Annotated in this window: 18 protein-coding genes and 1 tRNA gene; 8 read left to right on the top strand and 11 right to left on the bottom strand. The window is 64.5% G+C overall.

The genetic code is table 11. The features are described 5' to 3' along the window. The first annotated feature begins 89 nt into the window (after positions 1 to 89). Complete coding sequence (locus tag QXZ85_RS16390) at positions 90 to 980, top strand: LysR substrate-binding domain-containing protein (protein WP_315727574.1); 891 nt, start codon at positions 90 to 92, stop codon at positions 978 to 980. Between the two features lie 26 nt (positions 981 to 1006). On the opposite strand, the gene hisN is transcribed toward QXZ85_RS16390, so the two are convergent. Beyond that, on the bottom strand, positions 1007 to 1789 hold the full coding sequence (gene hisN / locus QXZ85_RS16385) for a histidinol-phosphatase (RefSeq protein ID WP_315706561.1): 783 nt from the start codon (positions 1787 to 1789) through the stop codon (positions 1007 to 1009). Between the two features lie 648 nt (positions 1790 to 2437). Continuing rightward, positions 2438 to 3322: an N-formylglutamate amidohydrolase gene (locus tag QXZ85_RS16380; RefSeq protein WP_315706562.1), complete on the bottom strand. Its 885-nt coding sequence runs from the start codon at positions 3320 to 3322 to the stop codon at positions 2438 to 2440. Positions 3323 to 3684: 362 nt separating this feature from the next. Between QXZ85_RS16380 and cpdR the strand changes: the two genes are divergently transcribed. The 3 genes from cpdR (at position 3685) to QXZ85_RS16365 (ending at position 5656) form a co-directional block, all read left to right on the top strand. Then, positions 3685 to 4044 (top strand): cell cycle two-component system response regulator CpdR, encoded by a 360-nt coding sequence (gene cpdR, locus QXZ85_RS16375; protein WP_006610087.1) that lies wholly within the window; start codon positions 3685 to 3687, stop codon positions 4042 to 4044. A 126-nt stretch (positions 4045 to 4170) separates the two neighbouring features. Further along, positions 4171 to 4245 (top strand) — tRNA-Val (locus QXZ85_RS16370). Between the two features lie 511 nt (positions 4246 to 4756). Then, positions 4757 to 5656, top strand: coding sequence for an NAD(P)-dependent oxidoreductase (locus QXZ85_RS16365; RefSeq protein ID WP_315744306.1), 900 nt, complete (start codon positions 4757 to 4759; stop codon positions 5654 to 5656). Positions 5657 to 5680: 24 nt separating this feature from the next. On the opposite strand, the gene QXZ85_RS16360 is transcribed toward QXZ85_RS16365, so the two are convergent. The 6 genes from QXZ85_RS16360 to QXZ85_RS16335 all read right to left on the bottom strand — a co-directional run bounded on the left by QXZ85_RS16360 (position 5681) and on the right by QXZ85_RS16335 (position 15000). Further along, positions 5681 to 6460: an ABC transporter permease gene (locus QXZ85_RS16360; RefSeq protein ID WP_315744307.1), complete on the bottom strand. Its 780-nt coding sequence runs from the start codon at positions 6458 to 6460 to the stop codon at positions 5681 to 5683. Further along, positions 6457 to 7572, bottom strand: a complete 1116-nt coding sequence (locus QXZ85_RS16355) for an ABC transporter permease (protein WP_315706695.1) — start codon at positions 7570 to 7572, stop codon at positions 6457 to 6459. Before QXZ85_RS16355 ends, QXZ85_RS16360 begins: the two co-directional genes overlap by 4 nt. 35 nt (positions 7573 to 7607) lie before the next feature. Next, positions 7608 to 8702: an ABC transporter ATP-binding protein gene (locus QXZ85_RS16350; RefSeq protein ID WP_315766883.1), complete on the bottom strand. Its 1095-nt coding sequence runs from the start codon at positions 8700 to 8702 to the stop codon at positions 7608 to 7610. A 67-nt stretch (positions 8703 to 8769) separates the two neighbouring features. Then, entirely contained in the window at positions 8770 to 9810 is a 1041-nt protein-coding gene (locus tag QXZ85_RS16345) for an ABC transporter substrate-binding protein (RefSeq protein WP_315747599.1), read from the bottom strand. Positions 9811 to 10338: 528 nt separating this feature from the next. Next, positions 10339 to 13527 carry a multidrug efflux RND transporter permease subunit gene (locus QXZ85_RS16340; protein ID WP_316174455.1) on the bottom strand — a complete coding sequence of 1063 codons (3189 nt, stop codon included), beginning with the start codon at positions 13525 to 13527 and terminating at the stop codon, positions 10339 to 10341. Positions 13528 to 13761: 234 nt separating this feature from the next. Beyond that, complete coding sequence (locus QXZ85_RS16335) at positions 13762 to 15000, bottom strand: efflux RND transporter periplasmic adaptor subunit (RefSeq protein ID WP_315747601.1); 1239 nt, start codon at positions 14998 to 15000, stop codon at positions 13762 to 13764. 214 nt (positions 15001 to 15214) lie between these two features. Here QXZ85_RS16335 and QXZ85_RS16330 point away from each other — a divergent pair, with 214 nt between their 5' ends. The 4 genes from QXZ85_RS16330 to QXZ85_RS16320 all read left to right on the top strand — a co-directional run bounded on the left by QXZ85_RS16330 (position 15215) and on the right by QXZ85_RS16320 (position 19901). After that, entirely contained in the window at positions 15215 to 15814 is a 600-nt protein-coding gene (locus QXZ85_RS16330) for a TetR/AcrR family transcriptional regulator (RefSeq protein WP_315747602.1), read from the top strand. A gap of 769 nt (positions 15815 to 16583) precedes the next feature. Beyond that, positions 16584 to 16913, top strand: coding sequence for a hypothetical protein (locus tag QXZ85_RS16325; RefSeq protein WP_315706570.1), 330 nt, complete (start codon positions 16584 to 16586; stop codon positions 16911 to 16913). Between the two features lie 182 nt (positions 16914 to 17095). Continuing rightward, positions 17096 to 17635, top strand: a complete 540-nt coding sequence (locus tag QXZ85_RS33785) for a 2'-5' RNA ligase family protein (RefSeq protein WP_409977778.1) — start codon at positions 17096 to 17098, stop codon at positions 17633 to 17635. 799 nt (positions 17636 to 18434) lie between these two features. Next, positions 18435 to 19901 (top strand): M81 family metallopeptidase, encoded by a 1467-nt coding sequence (locus QXZ85_RS16320; RefSeq protein ID WP_315706571.1) that lies wholly within the window; start codon positions 18435 to 18437, stop codon positions 19899 to 19901. Between the two features lie 516 nt (positions 19902 to 20417). On the opposite strand, the gene QXZ85_RS16315 is transcribed toward QXZ85_RS16320, so the two are convergent. From QXZ85_RS16315 to QXZ85_RS16305, 3 genes are all read right to left on the bottom strand, one after another. Beyond that, entirely contained in the window at positions 20418 to 22004 is a 1587-nt protein-coding gene (locus QXZ85_RS16315) for an OprO/OprP family phosphate-selective porin (protein WP_315744315.1), read from the bottom strand. A 247-nt stretch (positions 22005 to 22251) separates the two neighbouring features. After that, complete coding sequence (locus QXZ85_RS16310) at positions 22252 to 23880, bottom strand: MFS transporter (protein WP_315807237.1); 1629 nt, start codon at positions 23878 to 23880, stop codon at positions 22252 to 22254. Continuing rightward, a complete protein-coding gene (locus QXZ85_RS16305; protein WP_315744317.1) occupies positions 23867 to 25006 on the bottom strand; it encodes an HlyD family secretion protein in 1140 nt (379 codons plus the stop codon). Before QXZ85_RS16305 ends, QXZ85_RS16310 begins: the two co-directional genes overlap by 14 nt. Positions 25007 to 25019 lie beyond the last annotated feature (13 nt).

The raw sequence follows: 25019 nt of genomic DNA, 5'->3' as shown, positions 1-25019 counted from the left end.
CGGAGATTGACCGATCGCGGGCGAGGGCACAATCTGGAGGTTACGGAGCAAGCCTTCGGCCTGCTCGAAGCCTAGGGGGGCATGAGGCGATGCGGTTCGACCTGGTCGATCTCAGGCTGTTCATCGCGGTTGCCGATGCGCGCAGCATCACCGGCGGTGCCGACCGCGCGCATCTGGCGCTGGCCTCGGCGAGCGCGCGCATCAAGGGCCTGGAGGACGCGTTCGGCGTGCCGCTGTTCAAGCGCGGCCGTCGCGGCGTCGCGCTGACCGCCGCCGGCGAAAGCCTGCTCGATCACGCCCGCATCATCATGCACAATGTCGAGACGATGCAGGGCGAGATGGCCCGCTTCGCCTCAGGCCTGCGTGCCAATGTGGAGCTGCTCGCCAACACTGTTGGTCTTGCCGAACATCTGCCGCGGGCTCTGGCCGCGTTCCTGCGCGACCATCCCGATATCAGCGTCGACGTCGAGGAGCGGGAGAGTACCGACATTGCCGCCGCCATCGCGGCCGGCAGCGCCGATCTCGGCTTCGCCGCCGAGCATGCGCTGCCCGACAATGTCGAGCGCTTCGTGTTCGGCGAGGACCGGCTCACGCTGGTTGCCGGACGGCGCGGCCCGTTTGCGGGCCGCCGTCAGATCGATTTCGTCGAGACCGCAGGCCAGGATTTCGTCGGGCTGACCCAGGCTACCGCGCTGCAGGTCCATATCGGCAAGCACGCAGCGCGACTCGGCATCCGCCAGCATTTCCGGGCGCGGCTGCGCGATTTCGACGCGATCTGTCAGATGGTGGCGGCGGGGGTCGGCATCGCGGTGGTGCCGGAAGCCGCCGCCCGGCGCTGCGCGCGCACGATGCCGATCTCGGTGGTGACGCTGCGTGACAGCTGGGCCAATCGCCGGCTCGTGATCTGTGCGCGCAGTTTCAAGGCGCTGCCACGGCCCGCGAAGCTCCTGGTCGATCATCTGCGCAAGGCGGCGGGATGAGTGCACGCACGCACTCAGCTGCAAGGTCAGCCAGCCAGCATCTTCAGCGCCGCCTCGTGCACGCGCTTGTCGCCGGCGGCGATGATACGGCCGCCGGTCTGCGCCGGGCCGCCGTCCCAATTGGTAACGATGCCGCCGGCGCCGTTGATGATCGGAATCAGCGCGGCGATGTCATAGGGCTTGAGCTCGGTCTCGATCACGAGGTCGAGGTGACCCGCCGCCAGCATGCAATAGGAGTAACAATCGCCTCCGTAACGCGACAGCCGCACCTCGGCTTCGACCCGCTCATAGGTGGCCCGGTCGGCCTTGTTCATCAGCAACGGGCTCGTGGTGTAGCAGACGGCTTCTTTCAGGGATCCACAGCGCCGCACCGAGAGCCGGCGCTCGCCGACGGAATTCCGGTAGGTTGCCGAGCCGTTGTCGCCCGAGAAACGCTCGCCGATGAAGGGCTGGTGCATCATGCCGAAGACTGGCGTGCCCTTGTGCAGCAGCGCGATCAACGTGCCCCAGATCGGAAAGCCCGCGATGAAGGACTTGGTTCCGTCGATCGGGTCCAGCACCCAGACGTAATCGGCGTCCTCGCGTTCATTGCCGAACTCCTCGCCGACGATGCCATGCTGAGGGAAGTTGGCCTTGATCAGCCGGCGCATCACGGCTTCCGCGGCGCGGTCGGCTTCGGTCACCGGATCGAAATCCTGCCGGATGCTCTTGTTGTCGATGGAGAGCGAGGTCCGGAAGAACGGCAGAATGGTTTCGCCGGAGGCGGTTGCCAGGCGGCCAATGAAGGCGGAGAAGTCGATAACCGTCACAATAGGTCCTTCAATGCGAATTCGGCGGAACCAGTATCGCCGATTGCAGCCTCCGCGTCATTTGCGGGCTCTCAATCAAGGCGACTTATTAGAATGAGATGCGCCCGCCACGTCCCAAGCGCCGCGGGCCGAATGGCCGTAACCGCCTGGTCGTGGAGTGCGCGCCCATGCCGGCATGCCCTAGCCCAAATGCCGCGGAGATGCACCGTTGGCGGAACCATCGGTCAAGATATCAAATATCTTTCGGCCGCTGAGGTCTTCCAGGCGCGGTCTATTTTCGATTTTTGCCATCACGAAACGGAGAACGAAATCGGACGGTATCCAGGTCTCTTCCGATCTCTCGATCAAGCAATTGAAATAGCTTATGAAACGAAGCTAGGTTCGCGGAAGGCGCAACCCGGCCTGCGATTTTCGCATGGGAAACGGCAGAAAAACCCTTGCGCTTTGTGCAGCGCGATTGCATATTGTTGCGGTGCGGTAGCGCTTCGCGTTACCGCTGCCCTCCTTGGGCGTTTCCTCCCTAGACTTGGGCCGCTTGTCTTCACAAGCGGCCCTTTTTTTTGTGGCGGCGCTTTCGGCTATCGTAACAGTCGTCGCTGCTCATGCGGCCACTGGCCGAGTCGGCCAGCGCTGCGACGGGCGTCGTGGCTATTCCGCCGCGGCCTGGAACGGGCCGAGATCGTCGAGCGGCACGGTCGCCAAGACTTCGGCGAGCACGGCAAGATCGGAGGCGATCTGTGCGAAGCGCGGTCCGCGTTCGCGCCGGCGCTCGTCCATATAGATGGCACGATTGAGCTCAATCTGCACCGCGTGCAGCCCGCTGGCCGGATTGCCATAATGCTCGGTGATGAAGCCGCCGGCATAGGGCTTGTTACGTCCAACCGAATAGCCGAGCCGGCCCATCACGTCTTCTATCAGGTCGGGCAGCAGCGCCGCGCAGCTCGTGCCATAGCGGTCGCCGATCACCATGTCCGGACGCCGCGGCTCGTCGCGCGAGACGCCGACCGACGGCATCGAATGACAGTCGACAACGATTGCCGTGCCGAAGTGCTGGTGCACGCGGTTGATCAGCCGTCGCAGTGCCCGGTGGTAGGGTTTGTACAAGGTCTCGATGCGGTGCAACGCGTCCTCGACACCGAGCCGGTCGCGATAGATCTCCTGACCGTCGCCGACCACGCGGGGAATAGTGCCGAGACCCCCGGCGACCCGCATCGAGCGCGTGTTCGCAAAGCTCGGCAGCCGTCCGGTGAACATCCGGGGATCGAGTTCGTAAGGTTCGCGGTTCACGTCGACATAGCAGCGCGGGAAATGCACCCGGACGACCGGGAAACCGCTGGTCACGAGACCCCCGACCAGTTCGTCCATGAAGGAATCTTCGGAGCGGCGCAGCGTCGGCAGGTCGATCCGCGAGGCCTTGAGGAATTCGTCTGGATAGACCGAGCCGGAATGCGGCGAGTTGAAGATGATGGGCGCCCGCCACGTCGAGGGCTCCATGATCTCAAATGGCGGCAGTTCCCCAGTCAACTCCGTCATCCCTTAAGTGCCGTCCCTTGGAGTGATCCCTTGGAGCGGTCCCTTGACCATGTCGCCGACTCCGCCGGACCTTTACGGCCGAGAGCCAAGGCCAGGACAACGCGGACTCGTTCATGATGAGCGAACATTGTCGGTAATCCCAGCCGTTCTGCCAAGTGAAAAGCAAGGAAAAAGTTCAACGCCGGCTTGGAACAACTCTGAGATTACGGCAGAACGCTCCGGAGCATGTGGTGGCGCGACGGCCCTGAAAATGCCTTGCGGATATCGGATCAACATCCTCAACCCTTCACCCGAAATTTACCGTCCGTCGGGCTAAGTGACGCTAGCCGCTCCGTTTTCACCGGGACATACGACCTTTCGCCATGCACAAGATCCTCCTCGCCGAAGACGACAACGACATGCGCCGCTTTTTGGTCAAGGCCTTGGAAAACGCCGGTTTCCAGGTCTCGCCGCATGACAACGGCATGTCGGCCTATCAGCGGCTGCGCGAGGAGCCGTTCGAGATGCTGCTTACCGACATCGTGATGCCCGAGATGGACGGCATCGAGCTGGCCCGCCGCGCCTCCGAGCTCGATCCCGACATCAAGATCATGTTCATCACCGGCTTTGCCGCCGTGGCGCTGAACTCCGACTCGGAAGCGCCGAAGAACGCCAAGGTACTGTCGAAGCCGGTTCATCTGCGCGAGCTGGTCAGCGAAGTGAATAAGATGCTGGCGGCCTGAGCCGTATTTCGGGAGGCAGGCCGGCCTGCGGGCGAAATATCCCGCATTCCATGGTTTTGCGTCCTTGCTTGCCCGCGCGGGAGCCGATATACGGACCCCCACCCGATAATGACCTTCCTGGTTCCAGGGCACGTAGCTCAGCGGGAGAGCACTACCTTGACATGGTAGGGGTCACAGGTTCGATCCCTGTCGTGCCCACCATCGGCTGATCCGGCCGGTGACCCAGCCTCGAATATCTCAATTGACGCGAGATCGCAGAATTTTGTGGTTCGCGTTGTGGTGGATGTGACCGCTCCGCAGGGTGGTCCGGATCGCCGCCAGAGCCGCCAGATATGACGGATGACGGCGGGCATGAGCGTGCTCTCTTGCGGCGCTCCCCTCGCGTCCGATCTGTGCCGAACGACCGTCCTCGAAAGCCAGAGGCGCACGGGCGCTGGCCCCGCCCAACGGCTCGTTTGCAAAAAAATAGCCGGCATTCATCACGGCCCCTGTGCTGATGGTGCGACCTGGCCGCAGCCAAGTGCGCGCTGCAACCGGCGGGCAAGGTTCAGCGCTTTGGAGGCGTATCGGGAGCAGGGCACAATCGCCCGAGCGATTGCGCTTGAGTGGCCGGCGCACATCGTCCTCGCGCGGCAAGTTGGAAGTTCCTATGGAGCGGGTGCAGCCGAAACTGCTAGAAACGAATTCGCGCACTAACGAGGATGAGAAATCAATGACAGGCAAGCGCGTGGTGTTCACCGGGGGAACGGGCAAGGCCGGCAGGCATGTGCTGCCGCATCTGCAGAGCAAGGGCTACGAGCTTCTCAACGTCGATCTCAAGCCGTTCGATCACCCTGGCATCAATACCCTAACCGCTGATCTGACGGACAGCGGCGAGGCCTTCAACGCTTTGACCACGCATTTCGGCTTCGACGGCTTCAAAGCCGGCAGGGCGCCGCAGGCGCCGGACGCCGTGGTTCATTTTGCGGCAATTCCGCGCGTTCTCATTGCGCCTGACAACGAGACCTTCCGTGTCAACACGATCAGTACCTACAACGTCATCGAAGCCGCAGCGAAGCTCGGCGTCCGCAAGGTCGTGATCGCCTCCAGCGAGACCACCTATGGCGTCTGCTTTGCCGAAGGCGATAAGGACTTCAAGAGCTTCCCGCTCGAGGAGGACTACGACACCGACCCGATGGACTCCTACGGATTGTCCAAGGTCGTCAACGAAAAGACCGCGCGCGCTTTTGCCATGCGCTACGGCATCGACATCTATGCGCTGCGCATCGGTAACGTCATTGAGCCGCATGAGTACGACATGTTCCCCGGCTTCCTGGCCGATCCTCCGTCGCGAAAGCGCAATGCCTGGTCCTACATCGACGCTCGCGATCTGGGGGAGATCGTACACCTCGCTATCCAGAAGGATGGGCTCGGCTTTCAGGTCTTCAACGCCGTCAACGACACCGTCACCGCCAACATCCCGACGCGCGAGTTGCTGCGCCGCTATTGTCCCGATGTCTCGGTGACCCGCGAACTCGGTGACGACGAGGCGCCGCTGTCGAACCGCAAGGCACGCGAGGTGCTCGGATTCAAGGAAGCGCACAACTGGCGGACATACGTCAAAGCCGGGTAGCGTCTACGATCGCGCGGCAGGCATTCAGGAAAGGCGGCGGCGGATCGCGACCATCAGCAGCGACAGCACGATGGTTCCGGCGATGAAGACGGCAGCGGCCGACACGATCGCCGGGCTGATGTTCTCGCGGATGGTGGCGAACATCTGCCGTGCCAGGGTGCGCTGATTCGGCCCTGCCACGAACAGGGTCAGCACGACCTCATCCAGCGAAGTCGCAAAGGCGAACAGCGCGCCGGAGACGATGCCGGGCAGGGCCAGCGGCAGCGTCACCGCGAACAGCACGGTCTGCGGCGAGGCGCCGAGGCTCGCGGCGGCACGCTCGACCCTGGTGTCGACGCCTTGCAGCGCCGAGGATACGTTGACCAGCACGAACGGGACCGCGATCACCGTGTGGGCGATGATGACACCGAGATAGGTGTTGACCAGCCCATAGCGCGCGAACATCAACTGCATGCCGACGCCGAGCACGACCGCCGGTACCACCATCGGCAACAGGAATAAGGTGCGCATGGCAGCGAACGTCAACGACGCCCGTTTGCCGCGCAAGCCGAGTGCGGCCAGCGTGCCGAGTAGCGTTGCAAGCACCGTGGTGCCGGTGCCGATGATGAGGCTGTTAAGGATAGACAGGCGCCAGGAATCGGCTTCGATCAGTTCGCGAAACCAGCGCGTCGAGTAGCCGGGGATCGGATAATTTAGGAACACGCTGTCGGTCAGCGAGAGCGGCAGGATCGCAACCAGGGGGCCGAGCAGGAACAGCACGACCAGGCTCGCGAAGAGAGCCTTGATGAGGGGAAGCGCCTTCATGCGTGCTCCTCCTCCTGCGCGAGCCTGATGTAGACCGCATAGAGCAGCATCGTCATTGCCAACAACACGAGGCCGAGCGCGCCGGCCATGCCCCAATTGGCGGCCGCGGTGGCGTAGTAGGCGATGACGGACGAGATCATCTGGTCGTTGGCGCCGCCGATCAGGGCGGGGGTAATGTAGTAGCCGAGCGCCGCCATGAACACGAGCAGCGCACCCGAAACCACGCCGCGCAGGCTCAGGGGCAGCAGCACGTGGAGGAAGGCGCGAAGCGGATGCGCGCCGAGCGAGGCCGCGGCCGGCATCAGGTTTTTCGGGATCGCGACCAGCACGCTGAAGATCGGCAGCACCATGAAAGGCAGCAGCACATGGGTCATGGCGATGACCACGCCGAGCCGGTTGAACATCAAGGGAAGCGGATTTGAGATGATGCCGAGCGCCTTCAGCGTCACATTGATCAAGCCGTTGTCCTGCAGCACGATGTACCAGGCCGCGGTGCGCACCAGCAGCGAAGTCCATAGTGGCAGCAGCACCGCACCGAGCAGGAGCTGGCGACGCCATCCCTCGACCGAGGCAGCGACCATCGCAAACGGCAGCCCGATCGCGATGCAGACCAGCGTTACGATGGCCGCGGTCACGAAAGTCCGGGTCAGGATCAGCCGGTTGGCGGATGTGCCCTCGGGCATCGCGGCGACCGCGCCGGCTGCGTTGCGTTCGAGATCGACCGCCGCCAGCAGGTTCTGGTCGGTCCAGCGCGAGGCGACCGCCTCGGCAATCGTGGTCCAGTAGGTCAGCTCACGCCAGCGCGCGTCGATGGCGGCGAGATCGACTGATCCGGCCGCGCCGTCGACGGCTCGGCGGGTCTTGCCGAGCAGGCTGCGAAAGCCGGACTGGGCGCTGTTGAGCCGCCGCACCAGATCGCCGAACTGCTCGTCATGATCAGTGAGCGCGCGCAGGTCGGCGACGAACGCGGCCTCTTGCGCCGGCGTCGGGACGGCCGTGCGGTCCCAGCCCGAAAAGGCTTGCGCGGTGCGCGGCAGGGCATTGGTCGCGACCGGGTCCGACACCGCCGACTTCATCATGGTCACCAGCGGCACCACGAAGAAGCAGATCATGAAGGCCAAAAGCGGTGCCAGCAGCACGACCGGCTTCAGCCGATGGGCGATGCTCGATCCTTGCATGATCCAACCACCCACACGTCCGACGCTGCAAAGGACAGCGCGACCTCGTCTCCGACATCGACCGCCCGCCTGGCGCGCTCACTCTTGATGATCAGCCGTTGCGTGCCGACTGTCGCGACCAGCCTGATATGATCGCCGAAATAGACCGCGTCGATGATGCGCGCCGTCAAGCCGTTGGCCGCGGGCGCGGGATCGTTGATCCGGATCGCCTCCGGGCGGATCGAGATCTGTACCCGCGCTTCATTGATGGGGGGGGCCGTGGCCCGCGCCGACAGGCTCAGGCCCGACTCGGACATCAGGCTCAGCGCGTCTTCCGTTCGTTGCGCGATCCTGCAGGGCAGCAGGTTGGTCTCGCCGATGAACTCGGCGACGAAGGGCGTGCTTGGCAGGTCGTAGATCTGCTGGGGCGTGCCGATCTGCTCGATCCGGCCGTGGTTGAACACGGCGATCCGGTCCGACATCGTCAGCGCCTCGTCCTGGTCGTGGGTCACGAACACGATCGTGAGCCCAAGCCGCCGATGCAGGTCGCGGATGTCGAGCTGCATCTGTTCGCGTAGCTTCTTGTCGAGCGCCCCGAGCGGCTCGTCCATCAGGATGACCTGCGGCTCGAACACCAGAGCGCGGGCGAGCGCGACACGCTGCTGCTGGCCGCCGGACAGCTGGGCCGGCTTGCGGGCGGCCATCGTCGTAAGCTTGACCATGTCGAGCGCGCGCGCGACGCGTTCGGCGGTCTCGGCCTTCGCCACGCCGCGCATCTTGAGCGGAAAGGCGATGTTGTCGGCCACCGTCATGTGCGGGAACAGGGCGTAGTTCTGGAACACAACGCCCATATTGCGCTTGTAGGGCGGCAGCCCGTCGATGCGACGCCCATCGATCGCGATGGTGCCGCTGGTCGGCTGCTCGAAGCCGGCGAGCATCATCAGCAGCGTGGTCTTGCCCGAGCCGGACGGGCCGAGCAGGCTGACGAGCTCGCCGCGGGCGATGTCGAGGTCGAGATGATCGACCACGGTCAGCGTCTGATAGCGCTTGGTGACCTGCCGGAACGAGATGAACGGATTGTCCATGTCCGGCAGCTTCACGGGATTGCAGACAGCGCGAGCACAGATGCGGAGGGTCTCAACTCAGGCCATCTCAACGTGCGAGCCAGGCATTGAAGCGCTTGGAGAGCGCTTCCGAATTGTCGGTCCAGAAGGTGACGTCGAGCGCGATCGCCTGCTTGAGATTGTCCGGGGTGGTCGGCAACTCGGCGGCGTATTTTTCCGGCACGAGCTTGGCCGCGGCGATGTTGGGGAGGCCGTAGGCGATGTATTCCGGCAGCTTGGCCTGGTTCTCGGTCTGGCTCGCGAAGGCGATGAAATCCATCGCGGCGTCCTTGTTCGGCGAGTTCTTCAGGATGACCCAGCTGTCGACCGCGTAGATGCTGCCCGGAAAGATGAAGGTGAAGTGCTTGCCTTCGGAACGGTTGATGGCGCTGATACGGCCGTTATAGACCGAGGTCATCGCGACCTGTCCGGACGACAGCAGCTGCAGCGGCTGCGCGCCGGCCTCCCACCAGACGATGTCGGATTTGATCGCATCGAGCTTCTTGAAGGCGCGGTCGACCCCTTCCGGGGTCTTCAGCACCTTGTAAAGATCGGCGGCGGGCACGCCGTCCGCGAGCAGGGCGAATTCGAGGGTGTATTTGGCGCCCTTGCGCAGGGAACGCTTGCCGGGAAACTTCGCGGTATCCCAGAAGTCGGCCCAGGATTTCGGCCCGTCCTTGATCTTGTCGGCGTCATAGGCGATGCCGGTCGACCACACGATCGCGCCGACGCCGCAATCGCTGACGGCGGCCGGAATGAAGCCGCCCTTGCCGCCGAGCTTCTGCCAATCGATCTTCTCGTAGATGCCGTCGCTGCAGCCGAGCTCGAGCTCCTCGGCCTCGACCTGCACCGCATCCCAGTTCGGAACGCCGGCCTTCACCTTGGCCTGCAGCACGCCATAACCGCCATCCCAGCTTTCGTCGAGCACGGTGGCGCCGATCTTGGCGGCGAACGGCTGGAAATAGATCTTGCGCTGGGCATCCTGGTAATTGCCGCCCCAGGAGACGACGGTGAGATCGCGCGCATAAGCCGGCAGTGTGACGCTCGCCAGCGCGGCTGCGGCCACGAGCGCCGCCTTCAAGGCCTTCATCGGCATCCCCCTCTTTGGCCGAAGCAAGTCGTTGCCTGACCAGCGCACGGGGACTGGACGTCAAGGATCACGCTGCAAGGTCAACGCTGCGAAATCCGCCACACCACTGATCGGCCGAAAAAAAGCTATCGGCAAGCCAACGGCCTTGCAAGCCCAGTTTCTCGGCGGCCACGTGCTCAACTGCAGGGCGAATCGGTTCTGTCATGCCGACATGGCCGGCGCAATTCCATCGCATCTCGCGACGGCGGTCGCTCCCGCGCGGCCAACTCCACCACGGATGGGGCAGCAGCACGATTTCGCGCCTCCAACCGAGGCGTCGCGCCATGCTGGCCGATGCGTTCGAACATTTCGGCCGTCTTCATCAGATTGGCTGCGACCAGGTGATTCAAAAGTTCCATTGCCAACTCCTTCAAGGAGAATGACCCGGCGGCCGGTCGCGGGTCCGGCCGCCGGGTCGGCGCGGCGTAATCGAGGTGGCGTCCTCCATTTCGCCGCGCGGTTCTATGATCGAACTCACATTCGGGGCGTTTATTCCGCCGCCTGCGGAATGTGACCGACCGTGCCGTGATCGCCGTGCTGGGTCAGCGGCTTCATGCCGGTGATGGTCCGCAGCAGCACGTAGAACACGGGCGTCAGGAACAGGCCGAACACGGTGACGCCGATCATCCCGGAGAACACGGCCACCCCCATCGCGCGCCGCATCTCCGACCCTGCGCCGGTCGAGAGCACCAGCGGCAGCACGCCCATGATGAACGCCATCGACGTCATCAGGATCGGCCGCAGCCGCAGCCGGCTCGCCTCGATCGCGGCGCGGATCGGGGTGCGGCCCGCGAATTCGAGCTCGCGCGCGAACTCCACGATCAGGATCGCATTCTTGGCGGAGAGACCGACGAGAACGATCAGCCCGATCTGGGTGAAGATGTTGTTGTCGCCTTTCGAGATGTAGACGCCGAACATGGCCGCGAGCAGCGCCATCGGCACGATCAGGAGAATCGCGAGCGGCAGGGCCAGGCTCTCATAGAGAGCCGCCAGCACCAGGAACACCAGGAGGATCGCGAGCGGGAACACCCACAGTCCGGAATTGCCGGCGATGAACTCCTGATAGGTCAGGTCGGTCCATTCGAAGGTGAAGCCGGGGGGCAGGGTTTCCGCGGCGACACGCTCGGCCGCGGCCTGCGCCTGGCCGGACGAATAGCCCGGGGCGGCTGCGGCATTGATGTCGGACGACAGGAAGCCGTTGTAGCGGATGGCGCGCTCAGGGCCTGCGCTCTGGCGGACATGCAGCAGCGCGGACAGCGGCACCATGTCGCCGGAGGCGGCGCGGACCTTGAGCTGCCGGATGTCGTCGGCGCGGGCGCGGAACGGCGCATCGGCCTGCACGCGAACCGAATAGGTGCGGCCGAACTTGTTGAAGTCGTTCACGTAGTAGGAGCCGAGGTAGATCTGCAGCGTATTGAAGACCTCGGTGACGGGCACGCCTAACTGCAGTGCCTTGGTGCGGTCGATGTCGGCAAATAGCTGCGGCACGTTGACCTGGAAGCTCGAGAACACCCCGGCGATTTCCGGCGCCTTCTGCAAGCCGGCGAGGAATGCCTTGGTGGCGTCGTTCAGCGCGTCATAGCCGAGCCCCGCGCGATCCTCGATCTGCAGCTTGAAGCCGCCGATCGTGCCCAGGCCATTGACCGGCGGCGGCGGGAACATGGCGATGAAGGCATCCTGAATGCCGGAATATTTCTTGTTCAGCTCCATCGCGATGGCAGGACCCGAAAGTGACGGATCCTTGCGCTCGTCGAACGGCTTCAGGGTCGAGAATACGATGCCGGCGTTCGAGGAGTTGGTGAAGCCGGAGATCGACAGCCCCGGAAACTGCACCGAGCTCTGGACGCCGGGCTGCGTCAGCGCGATGTCGCCCATCTTGCGGATGACTTCCTCGGTGCGATCCAGGGTGGCGCCATCAGGCAGGCGGGCGAAGCCGACCAGATATTGCTTGTCCTGCCCCGGAACGAAGCCGCCGGGGACCTGCTTGAACAGCACGGCCGTGGCGCCGACCAGGAGCACATAGAGCCCCAGCACGACGGTCTTGCCGACGATCACCTTGCTGACGCTGCCGCTGTAATTGTCGGACGCCTTCACGAAGGCGCGGTTGAAGCCGCGGAAGAACCAGCCCAGCACTGCGTCGAGAAACCGCGTCAGCCGGTCCTTCGGATCGTGATGGCCCTTGAGCAGCAGCGCGGCCAGAGCCGGCGACAATGTCAGCGAGTTGACGGCCGAGATCACGGTCGAGATCGCGATGGTCAGCGCGAACTGCTTGTAGAACTGTCCGGTCAGCCCGGAGATGAAGGCGAGCGGCACGAACACGGCGATCAGGACCAGCGCGATGGCGATGATCGGTCCCGACACTTCGCGCATGGCCTGATAGGTGGCGTCGCGCGGCGACAGCCCGTTCTCGATGTTGCGCTCGACATTTTCCACCACGACGATCGCGTCGTCGACGACGATGCCGATCGCGAGCACGAGGCCGAACAGGCTGAGCGCGTTGATGGAGAAGCCGAACAGATGCATCACCGCGAAGGTGCCGATGATGGAGACCGGAACGGCAAGCAGCGGAATGATCGAGGCGCGCCAGGTCTGCAGGAACAGGATGACGACGATCACGACTAGCACGATCGCTTCGAACAGCGTGTGCACGACGGCCTCGATCGACGAGCGCACGAACTGGGTGGGGTCGTAGACGATCTGGTAGTCGACCCCCTCCGGCATGTTCTTCTTGATCTCGGCCATCGTCGCGCGGACATTGTCCGAGATCTGCAGCGCGTTGGAGCCGGGCGCCTGGAAAATCGGGATCGCCACCGCCTGCTTGTTATCGAGCAGCGAACGCAGGCCATATTCGGACGCGCCAAGCTCGAGACGCGCGACGTCACGCAGCCGCGTGACCTCGCCTCGCCCGCCGGTCTTCACGACGATGTCGCCGAACTGCTCCTCGGTCGAAAGACGCCCCTCGGCATTCACCGAGAGCTGCAGGTCCAGGCCCTTGACGCTGGGGGAGGCGCCGACCACGCCGGCCGCGGCCTCGACGTTCTGCGCCTGGATCGCCTTGACGATGTCGCTGGCGGTCAGCCCGTGCTCGGCAGCCTTCTGCGGATCGACCCAGACCCGCATCGAATAGTCGCCGGCGCCGTAGAGCTGCACGTCGCCGACGCCGTCGATCCGCGCCAGCCGGTCCTTGACGTTGAGCACCGCGTAGTTGCGCAAATACGTCATGTCGTAGCGGCCGTTCGGCGAATTCAGATGCACGACCATGGTGAGGTCGGGCGAACTCTTCTTGGTGATGATGCCGAGCTGGCGCACCACGTTGGGCAGGCGCGGCTCGGCCTGCTGCACCCGGTTCTGCACCAGCTGCTGGGCCTTGTCGGGATCGGTGCCGAGCCGGAAGGTCACCGTCAGCGTCATCGCGCCGTCGGTGGTGGCCTGGCTGCTCATATAGAGCATGTTCTCGACGCCGTTGATTTGCTCCTCGATCGGCGTCGCCACCGTCTCGGCGATCACCTTCGGATTGGCGCCGGGATAGGTGGCGCGCACCACGACCGAGGGCGGCACCACGTCCGGATATTCCGAGATCGGCATCGCGAACAGCGCGATCAGCCCGGCGAGAAAGATCAGGATCGACAGCACGCCGGCAAAGATCGGCCGGTCGATGAAGAATTTCGAGAGGTTCATGGGTGGACCTGTGGTCGGGAGATGTCAGCGCCTGATGTGAAATCCGGGTGAGCGATTGTGCGCGACCCATCCGCATACAAGCTGTCGTCCCGGCGCACGCCGGGACCCATACTGCGGATGGCCGATTGGTGGAAAAGGCTTCGGGTCATCTTCCGTCGTCTGCAAAGGGCGCCGGTGGTTATGGGTCCCCGCCTTCGCGGGGACGACGGCTTTGGTTGACGCGGGCGATCATGATCAGCGCTGCGCCAGTTGTCTGGAGGCGGGCGAGGCGGCGTCGCCATCGCGCGCGCCCATCGACGCAACTTGCGTCTTCAACAGCGCACCTGGCCGCACGCGTTGCAGGCCGTTGACGACGACGCGATCGCCCGGCTTGAGGCCGGTCTGCACGATGCGAAGCCCCTCCACGTTGCCGCCGATCGTGATCGGGCGGTACACCGCGCGATCGTCGTCGCCGACCACCATCACGAACTTCTTGTCCTGGTCGGTGCCGATGGCGCGATCGTCGAGCAGCACCAAGGTCTGCTGCTGTGGCTGCCCCATGCGCACGCGGGCGAACTGGCCCGGGATGAATCGGCCGTCTTCGTTCTTGAACACCGCGCGCACGCGGATGGTGCCGCTCTGGCCATTGACCTGGTTATCAATCAGCTGGATGTGGCCTTTCGCCGAAAGGCCGCCGGAGGTCGTCATCTCCACCGGGATGCGATCGAGATTGCCGCGCTTGCCGGAGGCGTCCGCGATCGCGTTCAACGCACGCAGCACCACCTCTTCGTCGGCATCGAAGCTTGCATAGATCGGATTCACCGAGACCAGGCTGGTCAGCACCGGCGAGGCTGAACCGGCGGCGACGAGATTGCCGACGGTGACCTCGATCTTGCCGACGCGGCCGTCCACCGGTGCGCGAACTTGCGTGTAGTCGAGGTTGAGCCTGGCGGTCTGCAGCGTGGCTTCCGCCGCCTTGACGTTGGCGATGGCCTCGCGATTGCCGTTGTCGCGCTGGTCGTAGTCGCGCCGGGTCACCACGGCATTGCCGACCAGTTGGGCGCCACGCTCCAGTTCATTGGCGGCAAAAGCAGCACGGGCCTTCGCGGCCTCGAGCTGCGCTTGCGCCTTGTCCACCTCAGCGGCGTAAGGTGCCGGGTCGATCTTGAACAGGACATCGCCGGCCTTCACCAGCGCGCCCTCGGTGAAATTGGTCGCCAGGATCGCGCCGGCGACGCGTGGCCGGACCTCGACCCGCTCGACGGCTTCCAGCCGCCCCGAAAATTCATCCCACAGCGTGGCTTGGCGCGGTTCGACGACCGCGATGGTGACCGGGACGGCCTGTTCAGGGGCCGCGGCCTTCGCTGCGTTGGGGGAGGTATTGAAGTAACGATTTCCGGCCACCGAAGCGCCGGCAAGAAGGATGGCAGCGACTGCGACGGTGCCGAGCAGGCGCTTGAGACGGCCGTAAGGGGGATTTTTGGACGAAGGCATTCGCGCGCTCCAATAATGTAGTGCGCGCTACAGATGTGCGTCTGGCAACCAGTTCGCAAGAGACTTATGTATCGGATACTACGAAAATGGTAGCCCCTTGTGGGAAAGCTGCGCGAGATCAAAGAAAGCCCTCGAAAGAACAATAAGATAGCGCGAACCCTGGACAGCAGGCGGACGTTGCCGCTACCGGGAGCAGGGCAGGAGAGGAAGGCCGATGGCTGTGGGACGACCCCGAACATTCGATTGCGACGTCGCGCTGGACCACGCGATGGAGGTGTTCTGGCGCCATGGCTATGAGGGGGCGACGATCGCGCAGCTGACCGAGGCGATGGGCATCAACCCGCCCAGCCTCTATGCCGCCTTCGGCAGCAAGGAAGGTCTCTTGAAGGCCGCGCTCGACCGCTACACCGAGCGGCGGGCCGCCTGGATGGAAGAGGTGCTGAGCGCGCCGACCGCCCGCGAGGTTGCGGAGCGGATGCTGATGGGGGTCGCCGAGAAGCAGACCGATCCCGCCAATCCGCCCGGCTGTCTGTTGGTGCAGGGCGGGATTGCCTGCGGCACCGGCTCGGCCAGCGTGCCGTTCGAACTCGCGGCACGCCGTGCCCAGACCGAAGAGCAATTGCGTGACCGGTTCGCGCGGGCCAAGGAGGAGGGCGATCTGAAGCCCTCCGCGGATCCGGCGGCGCTCGCGCGCTATGTCTCGGCCGTCAGTGTCGGCATGGGCGTGATGGCCTCCTCCGGCGCCGACCGCGAGGCGCTGGCGCAGGTCGCGGCCGTTGCGATCAAGGCGATCGAGGAGCAGTCGGCGCGTTGACGCCGGGCATCGACGCGCAATTTGAAAGAGAGTTCGCTGGCAAGGCTCGTTCAAAGGCTCGTTCATGGGCGTGGCCTAGACATGAGACGTCAGTCTCGCGACGCGTCTCGCGTCCGAGTTGATGGCAGAGGCGGCCCTCGACATCGGGAGGGCGCAGGGAAGGCCGGATGCTGGCCGCACCCATGGCCCGCCTGCAGGAAAAAAAGCAGGCGGCAGTCACCACAGGTTCGACCGGGATCATCCGGCCTTCCCTGCGCGAAGGGCTTTACGGCTTATACGTGCTCTCCCCGGGGACCGGCTCTCTTGCCCCCGTCACCCATCCGCGTCACGCGGCGAGCTTGGCATCAGCGCCGGGATGCCAGGACCACACGATTTCGCCGTCCGTGCCGGCATGCGCTCGTCTGGCGCAACCGTCACGGCCATCGCAGCCCGCCTCTACGTATCGTGACGACGCGTACGCCCCTCCGCGTGAGGCAGGATGGCGGCATCAGAACATGATTTCTGAAAAAACGAAACAGATATATTTTTCGCGCAGCGTCTTGACCCGCCGCATGCGTTTGATGCCGTGGACGAAATTAGGCGCTCGGCGCAATCGGCGACCGATGAAGCACCGGCAGCTCCGAGGTCTGGTCCACCTGCTCGCGACCGCTGCGCCTGAAAGCCGGGCGACCGAGGTCGGCTTCGGAAATGAACGGCGAACAACGGCGTGTTCAGCATGGCTTCAAAGCAGGGAATGTAGAACATCGCCACAACTTCAATGGAGGGGACAATGGTCTCGCTCAAGACATCTCTCTCAGGCGGCCTCGCCGCGCTCGCCGTGACTGCAACCCTGTTCGCCGGCTCGGCGCCGGCTCAAGCCCATGATGGACGCAACGCGGCGTTGATCGGCGGCCTGGTTGCCGGGGCCCTCATCGGTGGCGCGCTGGCGTCGGAAGCGCAAGCCTATGAGCCTGCGCCGGTCTACCGCTCCTACTATCGCCACCCCGCTTATGACAGCTACGGCTATGACCACGCCGGTTACGCGCCGGCCTACCGGGACCGCAATTGCGACCACGGCTACGGCAATGTTTCGAATTGGGATGACGACGACGACGATTAGCCAGCCGTGGGCAAAGGCGCCTGCGTGATGTCTCCACGCGCGAGCTCGCGACGGCGCCGCGTCCCCCAACTGGTTCATGAAACAGCGATGGTGGGCACGTGCCGCCTCACGGCGGCGCTTTGCCCACCCTACTTCGCTGAATACGTTGCTGTCCGCGCGTGGGCACTGTTAGTATCGCGCCCATGCCGTTCGCAATTACACTCCGCTTAGATTCCGCCAGCGCTGGTCCTATCGAAGCGCTGTGGCTTAAGCTTGCCGCCGACGGAATCGACGCCGATCGGCATCAACTTGGCTACGCTCCGCATATCACCCTGGCCATCTACCCAGATGAAGCTCCTCTTAACAGGCTTCGCAGCGCGCTTGAAGATATCTGCCGAAATTGGGAGGCTCTTCCGGTTCGCTTCAGCGGATTAGGTGCTTTTCCGGGGGACGGCGCCGTTCTATGGGCTGTGCCCGTTGTGACCGCCGAGTTGCTTGCTCGGCATCAGGCCATACAAACTGCACTTCCCGACCTTAAGGTTCATGCGCATTATCGGCCTGGAGCCTGGGTCCCTCACGTGACGTTGTCAGCCGCCTTGCCTGACCCGGGGCCGGCTCTCATGGCTCTCCTCTCCAATTGGGAGCCAATTGCAGGCGTTCTCGACCGGGTCGACTTGGTGAGCTTCCGTCCTGTCGAAGTGCTACAGAGCTACGGCATGCGGTCAGAGCGATTCATAACTTAGCCGGCCGTAGGGTGGGCAAAGGCGCATGCGTGATGTCTCCACGCGCGAGCTCTCGATGGCGCCGTGCCCACCAACTGGTTCATGAACTTGAAATAGCGATGGTGGGCACGCGCCGCCTCAGGGCGGCGCTTTGCCCACCCTACGCTTGCTCGGGCTCGCGACGGCGCCGTGTCCCCCAACTGGTTCATGAAATAGCAATGGTGGGCACGCGCCGCCTCACGGCGACGCTTTGCCCACCCTACGCTTGCTGTCGACCTATCCCGGACATTCAGAGTGTCCTATTTTGAGCGATTGCTTCTAACGCAGCGGCTATGCGCTCAAGTGCCTCTGTATTTCGACTCACGACTTCCAGAGTAGCGACGTTTTGCTGAGCCAACTGCTTCCGTACGCGGACATACTGATATGAGCGATACGCAACAAAAAATAGGACAATGAGTCCAGCCATAATCAGAGGGATAATGTTTTCCAATTCATGAACCATAGATCTTTCCATATTTTAGGCCGCGTCAGTTGGCGGCCTCTGTCATATCAGGCCAAGCCTGAGATGTCGCCTCTTGGCCCTTCTGCGACCTCGGGCGAGCTCCGCTTCTGCGCGGCTATCGGCGGACAAGCGGACTTAATTCGGCGAAGCACATGACCGCTGCGCGATGATGAGGCGGGCCGTCCCATGCGCTGGGCGGCGGTCGCCCTTCGCGTTGGTCTCTTGTGCTTCCGAACCAGCTTGGTTTCTCTGGGACGGGCATCGCCGGCCGGGACGATGCGCGCCGTTTTCTCTCGCGACCAAGCAGGTTCAGCCTTCATGCGTGTCTTCTCCGCCGCTCTCGCCACCGAGACCAATACGTTCGCGCCGATGCCCACCGGGCTCGCCACCTTTCATGAGCGGGCCTATTTCCCCGCCGGCAGCCATCCCGACAAGATGCAGATGCACGGCGGGCCGCTGTGGGCGGCGCGGCAGGTCGGCCCGTCCAGAGGTTGGACGCTGATCGAGGGGCTGGTCGCGGCTGCGGTGCCGAACGGCGTCGTCACCCGCCAGGCGTTCGAGACGCTGCGCGACCAGATCCTGGCCGATCTCAAGGCGGCGCTGCCGGTCGACATGGTGCTGCTCGGCCTGCACGGGGCGATGATCGCCGACGGCTATGGCGATTGCGAGGGCGAGCTGATCACGCGGGTGCGCGAGATCGTCGGGCCTGACGTGGTGATCGGCGGCACGCTCGATCCGCACTGCCATATGAGCGAGGCGATGGTCGCAGGCGCCGACCTGCTGATCTGCTGGAAGGAATATCCGCACACCGACATCTTCGAGCGCGCGCAGGAGTTGGTGGAGTTCTGCGCCGCGCTGGCCGAGAAGCGCTTGATGCTCCGGCATGCCCTGGTCGACACCAACATGATCGTCACCCTGCACACCACGCGCGAGCCGGTGCGCAGCTTCGTCGACCGCGTGAGCGCGCTGGAAGGCAAGGAGGGCATCGTCTCGGTCTCGATCGTGCACGGCTTCGGCTGGGGCGACACGCCTTCCATGGGCACCAAGGTGCTCGTTTACAGCGATGCTGCTGTCGATCCGGACGGCGCACGTGCCGCGGCGCTGGCGCGTCGGCTCGCCGATGAACTGATCGCGATGCGCGAGGCCGTGACCGAGCGCATGCCCGGGGTCGATGCGGCGCTGGACCAGGCGCTCGCGACCGAAGGCACGATTGTGCTGGCCGACGCCAGCGACAATCCCGGCGGCGGCGCGCCCGGCGATTCCACTTTCCTGCTGCAGCGGATCATCGAACGAAAGATCGACAATGTCTGCCTCGGCCCGGTGTGGGATCCGATCGCGGTGCGCATCGCCTTCGATGCCGGTGTCGGCGCCAAGCTGCCGCTGCGGATCGGCGGCAAGATCGGGCCGCTGTCCGGCGATCCCGTCGATGCCACCTGGGAGATCAAGGCGTTGAAGCAGGACATGGTGATGACGGGTCTCGCCGGCACGCCGGCCAAGCTCGGCGATTGCGCCCTGATCGCTTGTGGCGGTGTCGAGGTCGTGATCACGACCTTCCGCTGCCAGGCCTTCGGAACCGATCTCTTCACCCAGCTCGGCTGCGATCCGGCGACGCATAAGCTCGTGGTGGTCAAGTCGGCGCAGCATTTCCGTGCCGCCTATGCACCGATCGCAACCGCCGTGATCACGGTGGACGCGCCGGGCGTGGTGGCGCGCGATCTCACGACCTTGCCGTACAAGACGATCAAGCGCCCGAAATGGCCGCTGGACGAATTGCCGAAGGCGTGAGGCGAGCGAGCTGTTTCAAAACGCAACGCCCGGCGCGTCGCCGTTAACGATTCGAACGCGGCCTGAACGAATCGCGTCCGAATCAGCGGCGAGGCGCGGTACGATACTTGTTCACGGCTAGATGTCGGCGTGGCTGACGCTGTACCCCATAGTTCTGCCGAACGAGCCCGGCGTGGCCGGTAGATGCGAGCTCAAAAAGTTAAGGCCCGGCGCAAACGCCGGGCTCTGGTTGAGCAGCCAAAGACATGGGCGATTGCGTATGTCAGATGCTTCAAAACGAAACGCTACGAGCGCGGCTCTTAACTTTTGGAACGCGCCTGGAACGAAGCATGTCCGAATCGCTGGCGCCGTCGGGTGCGTCGTCTGTTCACGGCTAGATCTCGCGCTCTGCCGCAGCGGCATACAATATCCAGCCGAAGCGTTCGCCTGGCGAGGCGATCTCAGCTCCGAAACGTTAAAGCCCGGCGCAAGCGCCGGGCCCTAGTCCTTAAGCCGTCAGGTCAGAGCACGATCAGGTCAGAACGCGACCTGCGTGCGCATCGCGAAGGCATCGAACCTCGAACCTGCATTGACGGTGCTGGTCGAGCTGGCCTGTTTGGAGATGTCGCCATGCAGGTAGTTGAACATGAAGCGGATGTTGCTGCTGACGTACCAGTTCAGCGCCGCGGTGTAGACGTTCTGCCGTCCGCCGGCGATGCCGGCCGCGGTGGCAAGCTGATCATTCAGGTCGATCGTGCTGAAGCGACCGGCGATCTCCCAGGCCCCCCAGCTGCCGGCCTGCAGCGAGAACGGATGCGCCGGCGCGATGCCGCCATAGGAGGCCGAGGCCGGATTGTACTTGTGGCTTTCGCCGGTCAGGACATAGCTCGCCTCGACATAGCCGCCCTGGAATTTCAGGCTCGACGCGCCGAACGGCGGCAGGCCGGTGTTGGCGGTGCGATCGACATTGAACCAATAATATTCGCCCTGGGCGAAGAACGAGCCGTACGTCCCGGCCGCCTCGACGCCGTAGACCTGGGCGCCGGAGACGTTGGCGATCGCGCCGGTCGAGACCAGCGAGGTCGGATCGATGCGCAGCTCGGGACGGTCGCTTAGGGTCAGCGTCTGCGCCTGCGTGACGAGGTTGCGCGGCGGCTGGATCAGCCATTCCGCATCGGCGCCGAGGTGGAACGAATAGTCCGGACCGCTGACGACCTGGCCGGCGACGCGGGCCACCGCGCCATATTGCTCGCTGGTGCCGGCGGGCGCGACGCTGGAGGCGGAGTGGATCGCGCCGGTCGTCGGTCCCGTGACATAGCCGCCGGCCCAGAACGTGTCGTTCCACCAGCGCGTGCCGAAAGCCGAGCGGAAGTCGCCGGCAGCGATGTTGGTGGCGACGACGCCTGCCGAGGCGCGCTCCATGAACAGGATGTCGTTCGAGCTCGTGGCCTCATCGAGCGTCCAGGGCAGGTCCATGATGCCGCCCTCGATCGCCATCTTGCCGCCGAACGGCTTGAGGCCGGTGTAGCTCAGATAAGCGTTCTCGACCCCCGCGACGCCGCCGCCGGGCAGCGAGCCGGGCGCCGTGCCGCCGAAGCCGTCCGATGAGCCGCCAAAGTCGTAGATCAACGCATAATTCCAATCGCCCAGGAACTTGCCTAACACACCGATGCGGGCGCGGCGCACATTCTCGCCGCTGTCCAGTTTCTGCGGCGACGTCGCCGCGCTGTTCGGACGATAATTGTAGCCACCGACATCCCAATGCAGGCGGCTGGTCAGCGAGATGCAGTTCTGCTCGTCCGCGGTGCAGATCGTCGGCCGATTGTTCGGCATCGTCACGACGACGCCCGACGCCACGAGCGGTCCCTTGGTCGGGATGGCCGCATTGGCGTTGGCGACCGCGGTCTTGACGTCGGCCTTCGCCATGTCTGCCTTGGCGTTGGCTGTCGCCGCGGCCTGCGTATTGGCCGTCGTCTGCTTCTGCAATCTGTCGAGCTTCTGCTCGAGCATCTTGAGCTGCTGCTTCAACAGCGCGATCTCGGCATCTGTGCCCTCGGCCGCACGCGCCGACGAGGCCGCCAGCAGCCCCGCCACGGCGACCATCGTTGCCGTCCGTATCCTCATGGTTTTCCCCTTCGTTATTGCAGTCACCCACCCCTGCAAACGGCGCCAACCGTAAAAAACTCGGGTGAAGGTCCTGCGACAGCGTAGTCGCGATTGCTGATTCCACCTATCTGAAAGCTGCATGAGGGGAGGGGACGCTTGGATGATGTCGATCGTCCAAGCGTCGGCGCGGCGGAAACGTTGGATGCGCCCGGGTCCCGGTGTCGCAGGTCTGCAACACAAGGTCATCATATGTAAGAGCGCCGGCTCAGGACCGGGGGACTTCGATCTGCCGCGTCGGCCGACCTATCAGCTTGAACGGTGTCGGTGAGAACGGCCCCTGCGGTGCACGCGTGATCAGGGCGATGAAGCCGAGCGCGGTGATCGCAAGCCAGAAGCACAGCCAGAAGCCGTCGATATAAGCGAGCACGTTGGCTTCGCGCTGCACCTGGCCCGCGAGGGTGCCGATCGCGCGGCCCTGGGCCTCTCCGGCGCCGCGGCTGGAAAAATAGCTGATGAGCCGCTGCAGCACCCGCACCACGTCGGCATCCCCGCTTTGGATATTGAGCCCGAGATAGGCGGAGTGCACCTGCTCGCGCACGCGCAGCCAGGTGCCCATCAAGGCGACGCCGATCTCGGCGCCGCCGAGCCGCATGATCTGGATATAGGCCGCGAACGCCGTCGCGCGCGAGGGATCGGAATTGGCCAGCGCCACGATGATGATCGGCAGCAGCGTGAAGGCCTGGCCGATCGACTGCAGCAGCACGATCGGGACGAAGTCCTCGCGCGCCCAATCATGCGTCACCTGGGTGCCGAGCAGGTTCGCGCTGGCGAAGGCCGCAAAACCGATGACGACGACGATGCGGGGATCGAGATGCCGCAGCAGCCAGATCGAGACCGGCACGAGCACGACCATCGGCAGTGCGCCGTAGATCAGCAGCAGCATGCCGCTCTGCTCGGGCCGCAACTGGGTGATGGTGCCGAGGAAGTTCGGCACCAGCGAGGAGTTGGAGAGGCTGGTCAAGGTGTAGAGCAGGATGACCGTCAGAGAGAGCCCGATATTGCGCGAGAACAGCACGTTCACGTGCGCCCAGGGCTGGCGGACCAGCGCCTCGTTGATGAGGAAAATGGCCAGGAGCGCGGCGCCGCCGAGCAGCAGCGCCATCACCGTGCCGGATTGCAGCCAATCGAGCCGGTTGCCCTGGTCGAGGCCGGCATAGATCATCGCAACCGAAGTCCCGAGCAACAGCATGCCGCCCCAGTCGGCGTCCTTCAACAGCTCGCGATTGACCGGCTCGGCCGGCGTGCCGAGATAGACCATCAGTCCCATCAGCGGTGCGAGCACGACGCCCTGCCAGTACAGCCATTGCCAGCCGAGATGCTCGACATAGAAGCCGACCAGCGAGGTCGACGAATCCAGCGCGAAGCCGACGCGGATGGAATAGAGCGAGATCGCCGGCAGCCACCAGCGGATCGGCAGGTTGCGGAAGATGATCATCAAGGTCGCCGGCACGAAGGTGCCGAGCAGCATGCCGTGCACGATGCTCAGCGCGATCAGCGTCGGATAGTGGTGCACGAATGGAATCACGAGCGAGGTCAGCGCATAGATCAGGCTCGGAATGCCGAGCACCCGCCGCAGTCCGAACGCCGTTGCAAGCCAGGCGACCGCGGGCGCGATGAAGATCTGCGAGCCGATCCCGGCGGTGGAAAGCCACGCCCCTTCATCGAAGCCGAGCGAGAACGCGCCGCGCAGGTCCGGCAGGCCGACCGAGGTGAGCCGGCTGTCGAAATTGGCGAGAAACGCGCCGAGCAGCACGGCGACCACGGCAAACAGCGGATAGCGCGCGACCTCGCCGCGCGAGACCGGCCCGCGATTTGCGGCGCTAGCGTCCGCCATCGGTGCGATCGGTGTGAATATGGGTCACCACCGACATGCCCGGCAACAGCCGTGCCAGCAGCGGCTGGTCGTCGTCGAGCTGGATGCGCACCGGGATCCGCTGCACCACCTTGGTGAAATTGCCGGTGGCGTTGTCGGGCGGCAGCAGCGCGAATTGCGAGCCGGACGCCGGTGCGATCCGCTCGACGCGGCCGTGCAAGCGCTGGCCGGGGAAGGTGTCGACCGAGATGTCGACAGGCTGGCCCGGCGTGACATGCGTCAGCTGCGTTTCCTTGTAGTTGGCGACCACATATACGTGCGGCAGCGGCACCACCGCGATGAGATTGCTGCCGATGTTGACGTAGTCGCCGGGCTGTACCTGCCGCTCGCCCACGACGCCGTCGAACGGCGCGGTGATCCGGGTATAGCCGAGCTTCAGCTTCGCGGCCGCGAGTGCGGCCTTGGCGCCGGCGAGGTCGGCGCCGCGCTGCTTCTTGGTGCCGGTCAAGACGTCGAGCTGGTGGCGTTGCGCGGCGATCACCGCGCGGCTCGCGCGCACGTCGGCCTGCGCCTTGGCATAGGCCGCGGTCGCCTGTTCCAGCCTCTGCTTCGTGCCGGCCTCGCTCTGCGACAGCGACTGTTGCCGCTGCTGTTCCTGCTGGGCTTCGACTTCGGCTGCGGTCGCCGAGACCTGCTGCGCCTCGGCCTGCGCGATCGTCGCATATTGCAGCTCGATCTGGTTGCTCAGATTGTCGAGCGCGGCCTGCGCGGCTTCGACCGTCGCCTCGGCCTGCGCAACCTGCGCCTCGTAATCGGCGGGATCGATCTGCACCAGCAGGTCACCTGTCTTGACGCGTTGAAAATCGCTGACCGCCACCTTGAGCACTTCGCCGGCGACGCGGCTGGAGAGTTTCGTCAGCTCGGCCCGGACATAGGCATCGTTGGTGGTCTGGATCGCGGCGTTGCCGACCCAGGCATCCCAGCGCAGCGTGGCGAGGCCCACGAATGCGAGCGCGACCACGACGGCGAACAGCGGAATCGCGAGCCGCGCCAGCGCACCGCCAGTTGGAGCGCTCGTCGTGCGGGGGACACCGGCGGGAGCGGGGCTGGCTTGTGGCGCGACGACACTGCCCGATTGCTCACTCACGGCGCATCTCCAT

This window comes from Bradyrhizobium sp. SZCCHNGR1005 (assembly GCF_032489995.1).
Lineage (GTDB): Bacteria > Pseudomonadota > Alphaproteobacteria > Rhizobiales > Xanthobacteraceae > Bradyrhizobium.
The sequence above is the reverse complement of the archived record's forward strand: the minus strand, read 5'-3'. Positions and strand labels throughout refer to the sequence as shown.

Bases quoted from the DNA above. Each gene is read 5' to 3' on its own strand.
- QXZ85_RS16390 (WP_315727574.1), top strand. From the start codon at position 90: ATGCGGTTCGACCTGGTCGATCTCAGGCTGTTCATCGCGGTTGCCGAT.
- QXZ85_RS16380 (WP_315706562.1), bottom strand. From the start codon at position 3,322: ATGACGGAGTTGACTGGGGAACTGCCGCCATTTGAGATCATGGAGCCC.
- cpdR (WP_006610087.1), top strand. From the start codon at position 3,685: ATGCACAAGATCCTCCTCGCCGAAGACGACAACGACATGCGCCGCTTT.
- QXZ85_RS16365 (WP_315744306.1), top strand. From the start codon at position 4,757: ATGACAGGCAAGCGCGTGGTGTTCACCGGGGGAACGGGCAAGGCCGGC.
- QXZ85_RS16360 (WP_315744307.1), bottom strand. From the start codon at position 6,460: ATGAAGGCGCTTCCCCTCATCAAGGCTCTCTTCGCGAGCCTGGTCGTG.
- QXZ85_RS16355 (WP_315706695.1), bottom strand. From the start codon at position 7,572: ATGATCTGCTTCTTCGTGGTGCCGCTGGTGACCATGATGAAGTCGGCG.
- QXZ85_RS16350 (WP_315766883.1), bottom strand. From the start codon at position 8,702: ATGGACAATCCGTTCATCTCGTTCCGGCAGGTCACCAAGCGCTATCAG.
- QXZ85_RS16345 (WP_315747599.1), bottom strand. From the start codon at position 9,810: ATGAAGGCCTTGAAGGCGGCGCTCGTGGCCGCAGCCGCGCTGGCGAGC.
- QXZ85_RS16340 (WP_316174455.1), bottom strand. From the start codon at position 13,527: ATGAACCTCTCGAAATTCTTCATCGACCGGCCGATCTTTGCCGGCGTG.
- QXZ85_RS16335 (WP_315747601.1), bottom strand. From the start codon at position 15,000: ATGCCTTCGTCCAAAAATCCCCCTTACGGCCGTCTCAAGCGCCTGCTC.
- QXZ85_RS16330 (WP_315747602.1), top strand. From the start codon at position 15,215: ATGGCTGTGGGACGACCCCGAACATTCGATTGCGACGTCGCGCTGGAC.
- QXZ85_RS16325 (WP_315706570.1), top strand. From the start codon at position 16,584: ATGGTCTCGCTCAAGACATCTCTCTCAGGCGGCCTCGCCGCGCTCGCC.
- QXZ85_RS33785 (WP_409977778.1), top strand. From the start codon at position 17,096: ATGCCGTTCGCAATTACACTCCGCTTAGATTCCGCCAGCGCTGGTCCT.
- QXZ85_RS16320 (WP_315706571.1), top strand. From the start codon at position 18,435: ATGCGTGTCTTCTCCGCCGCTCTCGCCACCGAGACCAATACGTTCGCG.
- QXZ85_RS16315 (WP_315744315.1), bottom strand. From the start codon at position 22,004: ATGAGGATACGGACGGCAACGATGGTCGCCGTGGCGGGGCTGCTGGCG.
- QXZ85_RS16310 (WP_315807237.1), bottom strand. From the start codon at position 23,880: ATGGCGGACGCTAGCGCCGCAAATCGCGGGCCGGTCTCGCGCGGCGAG.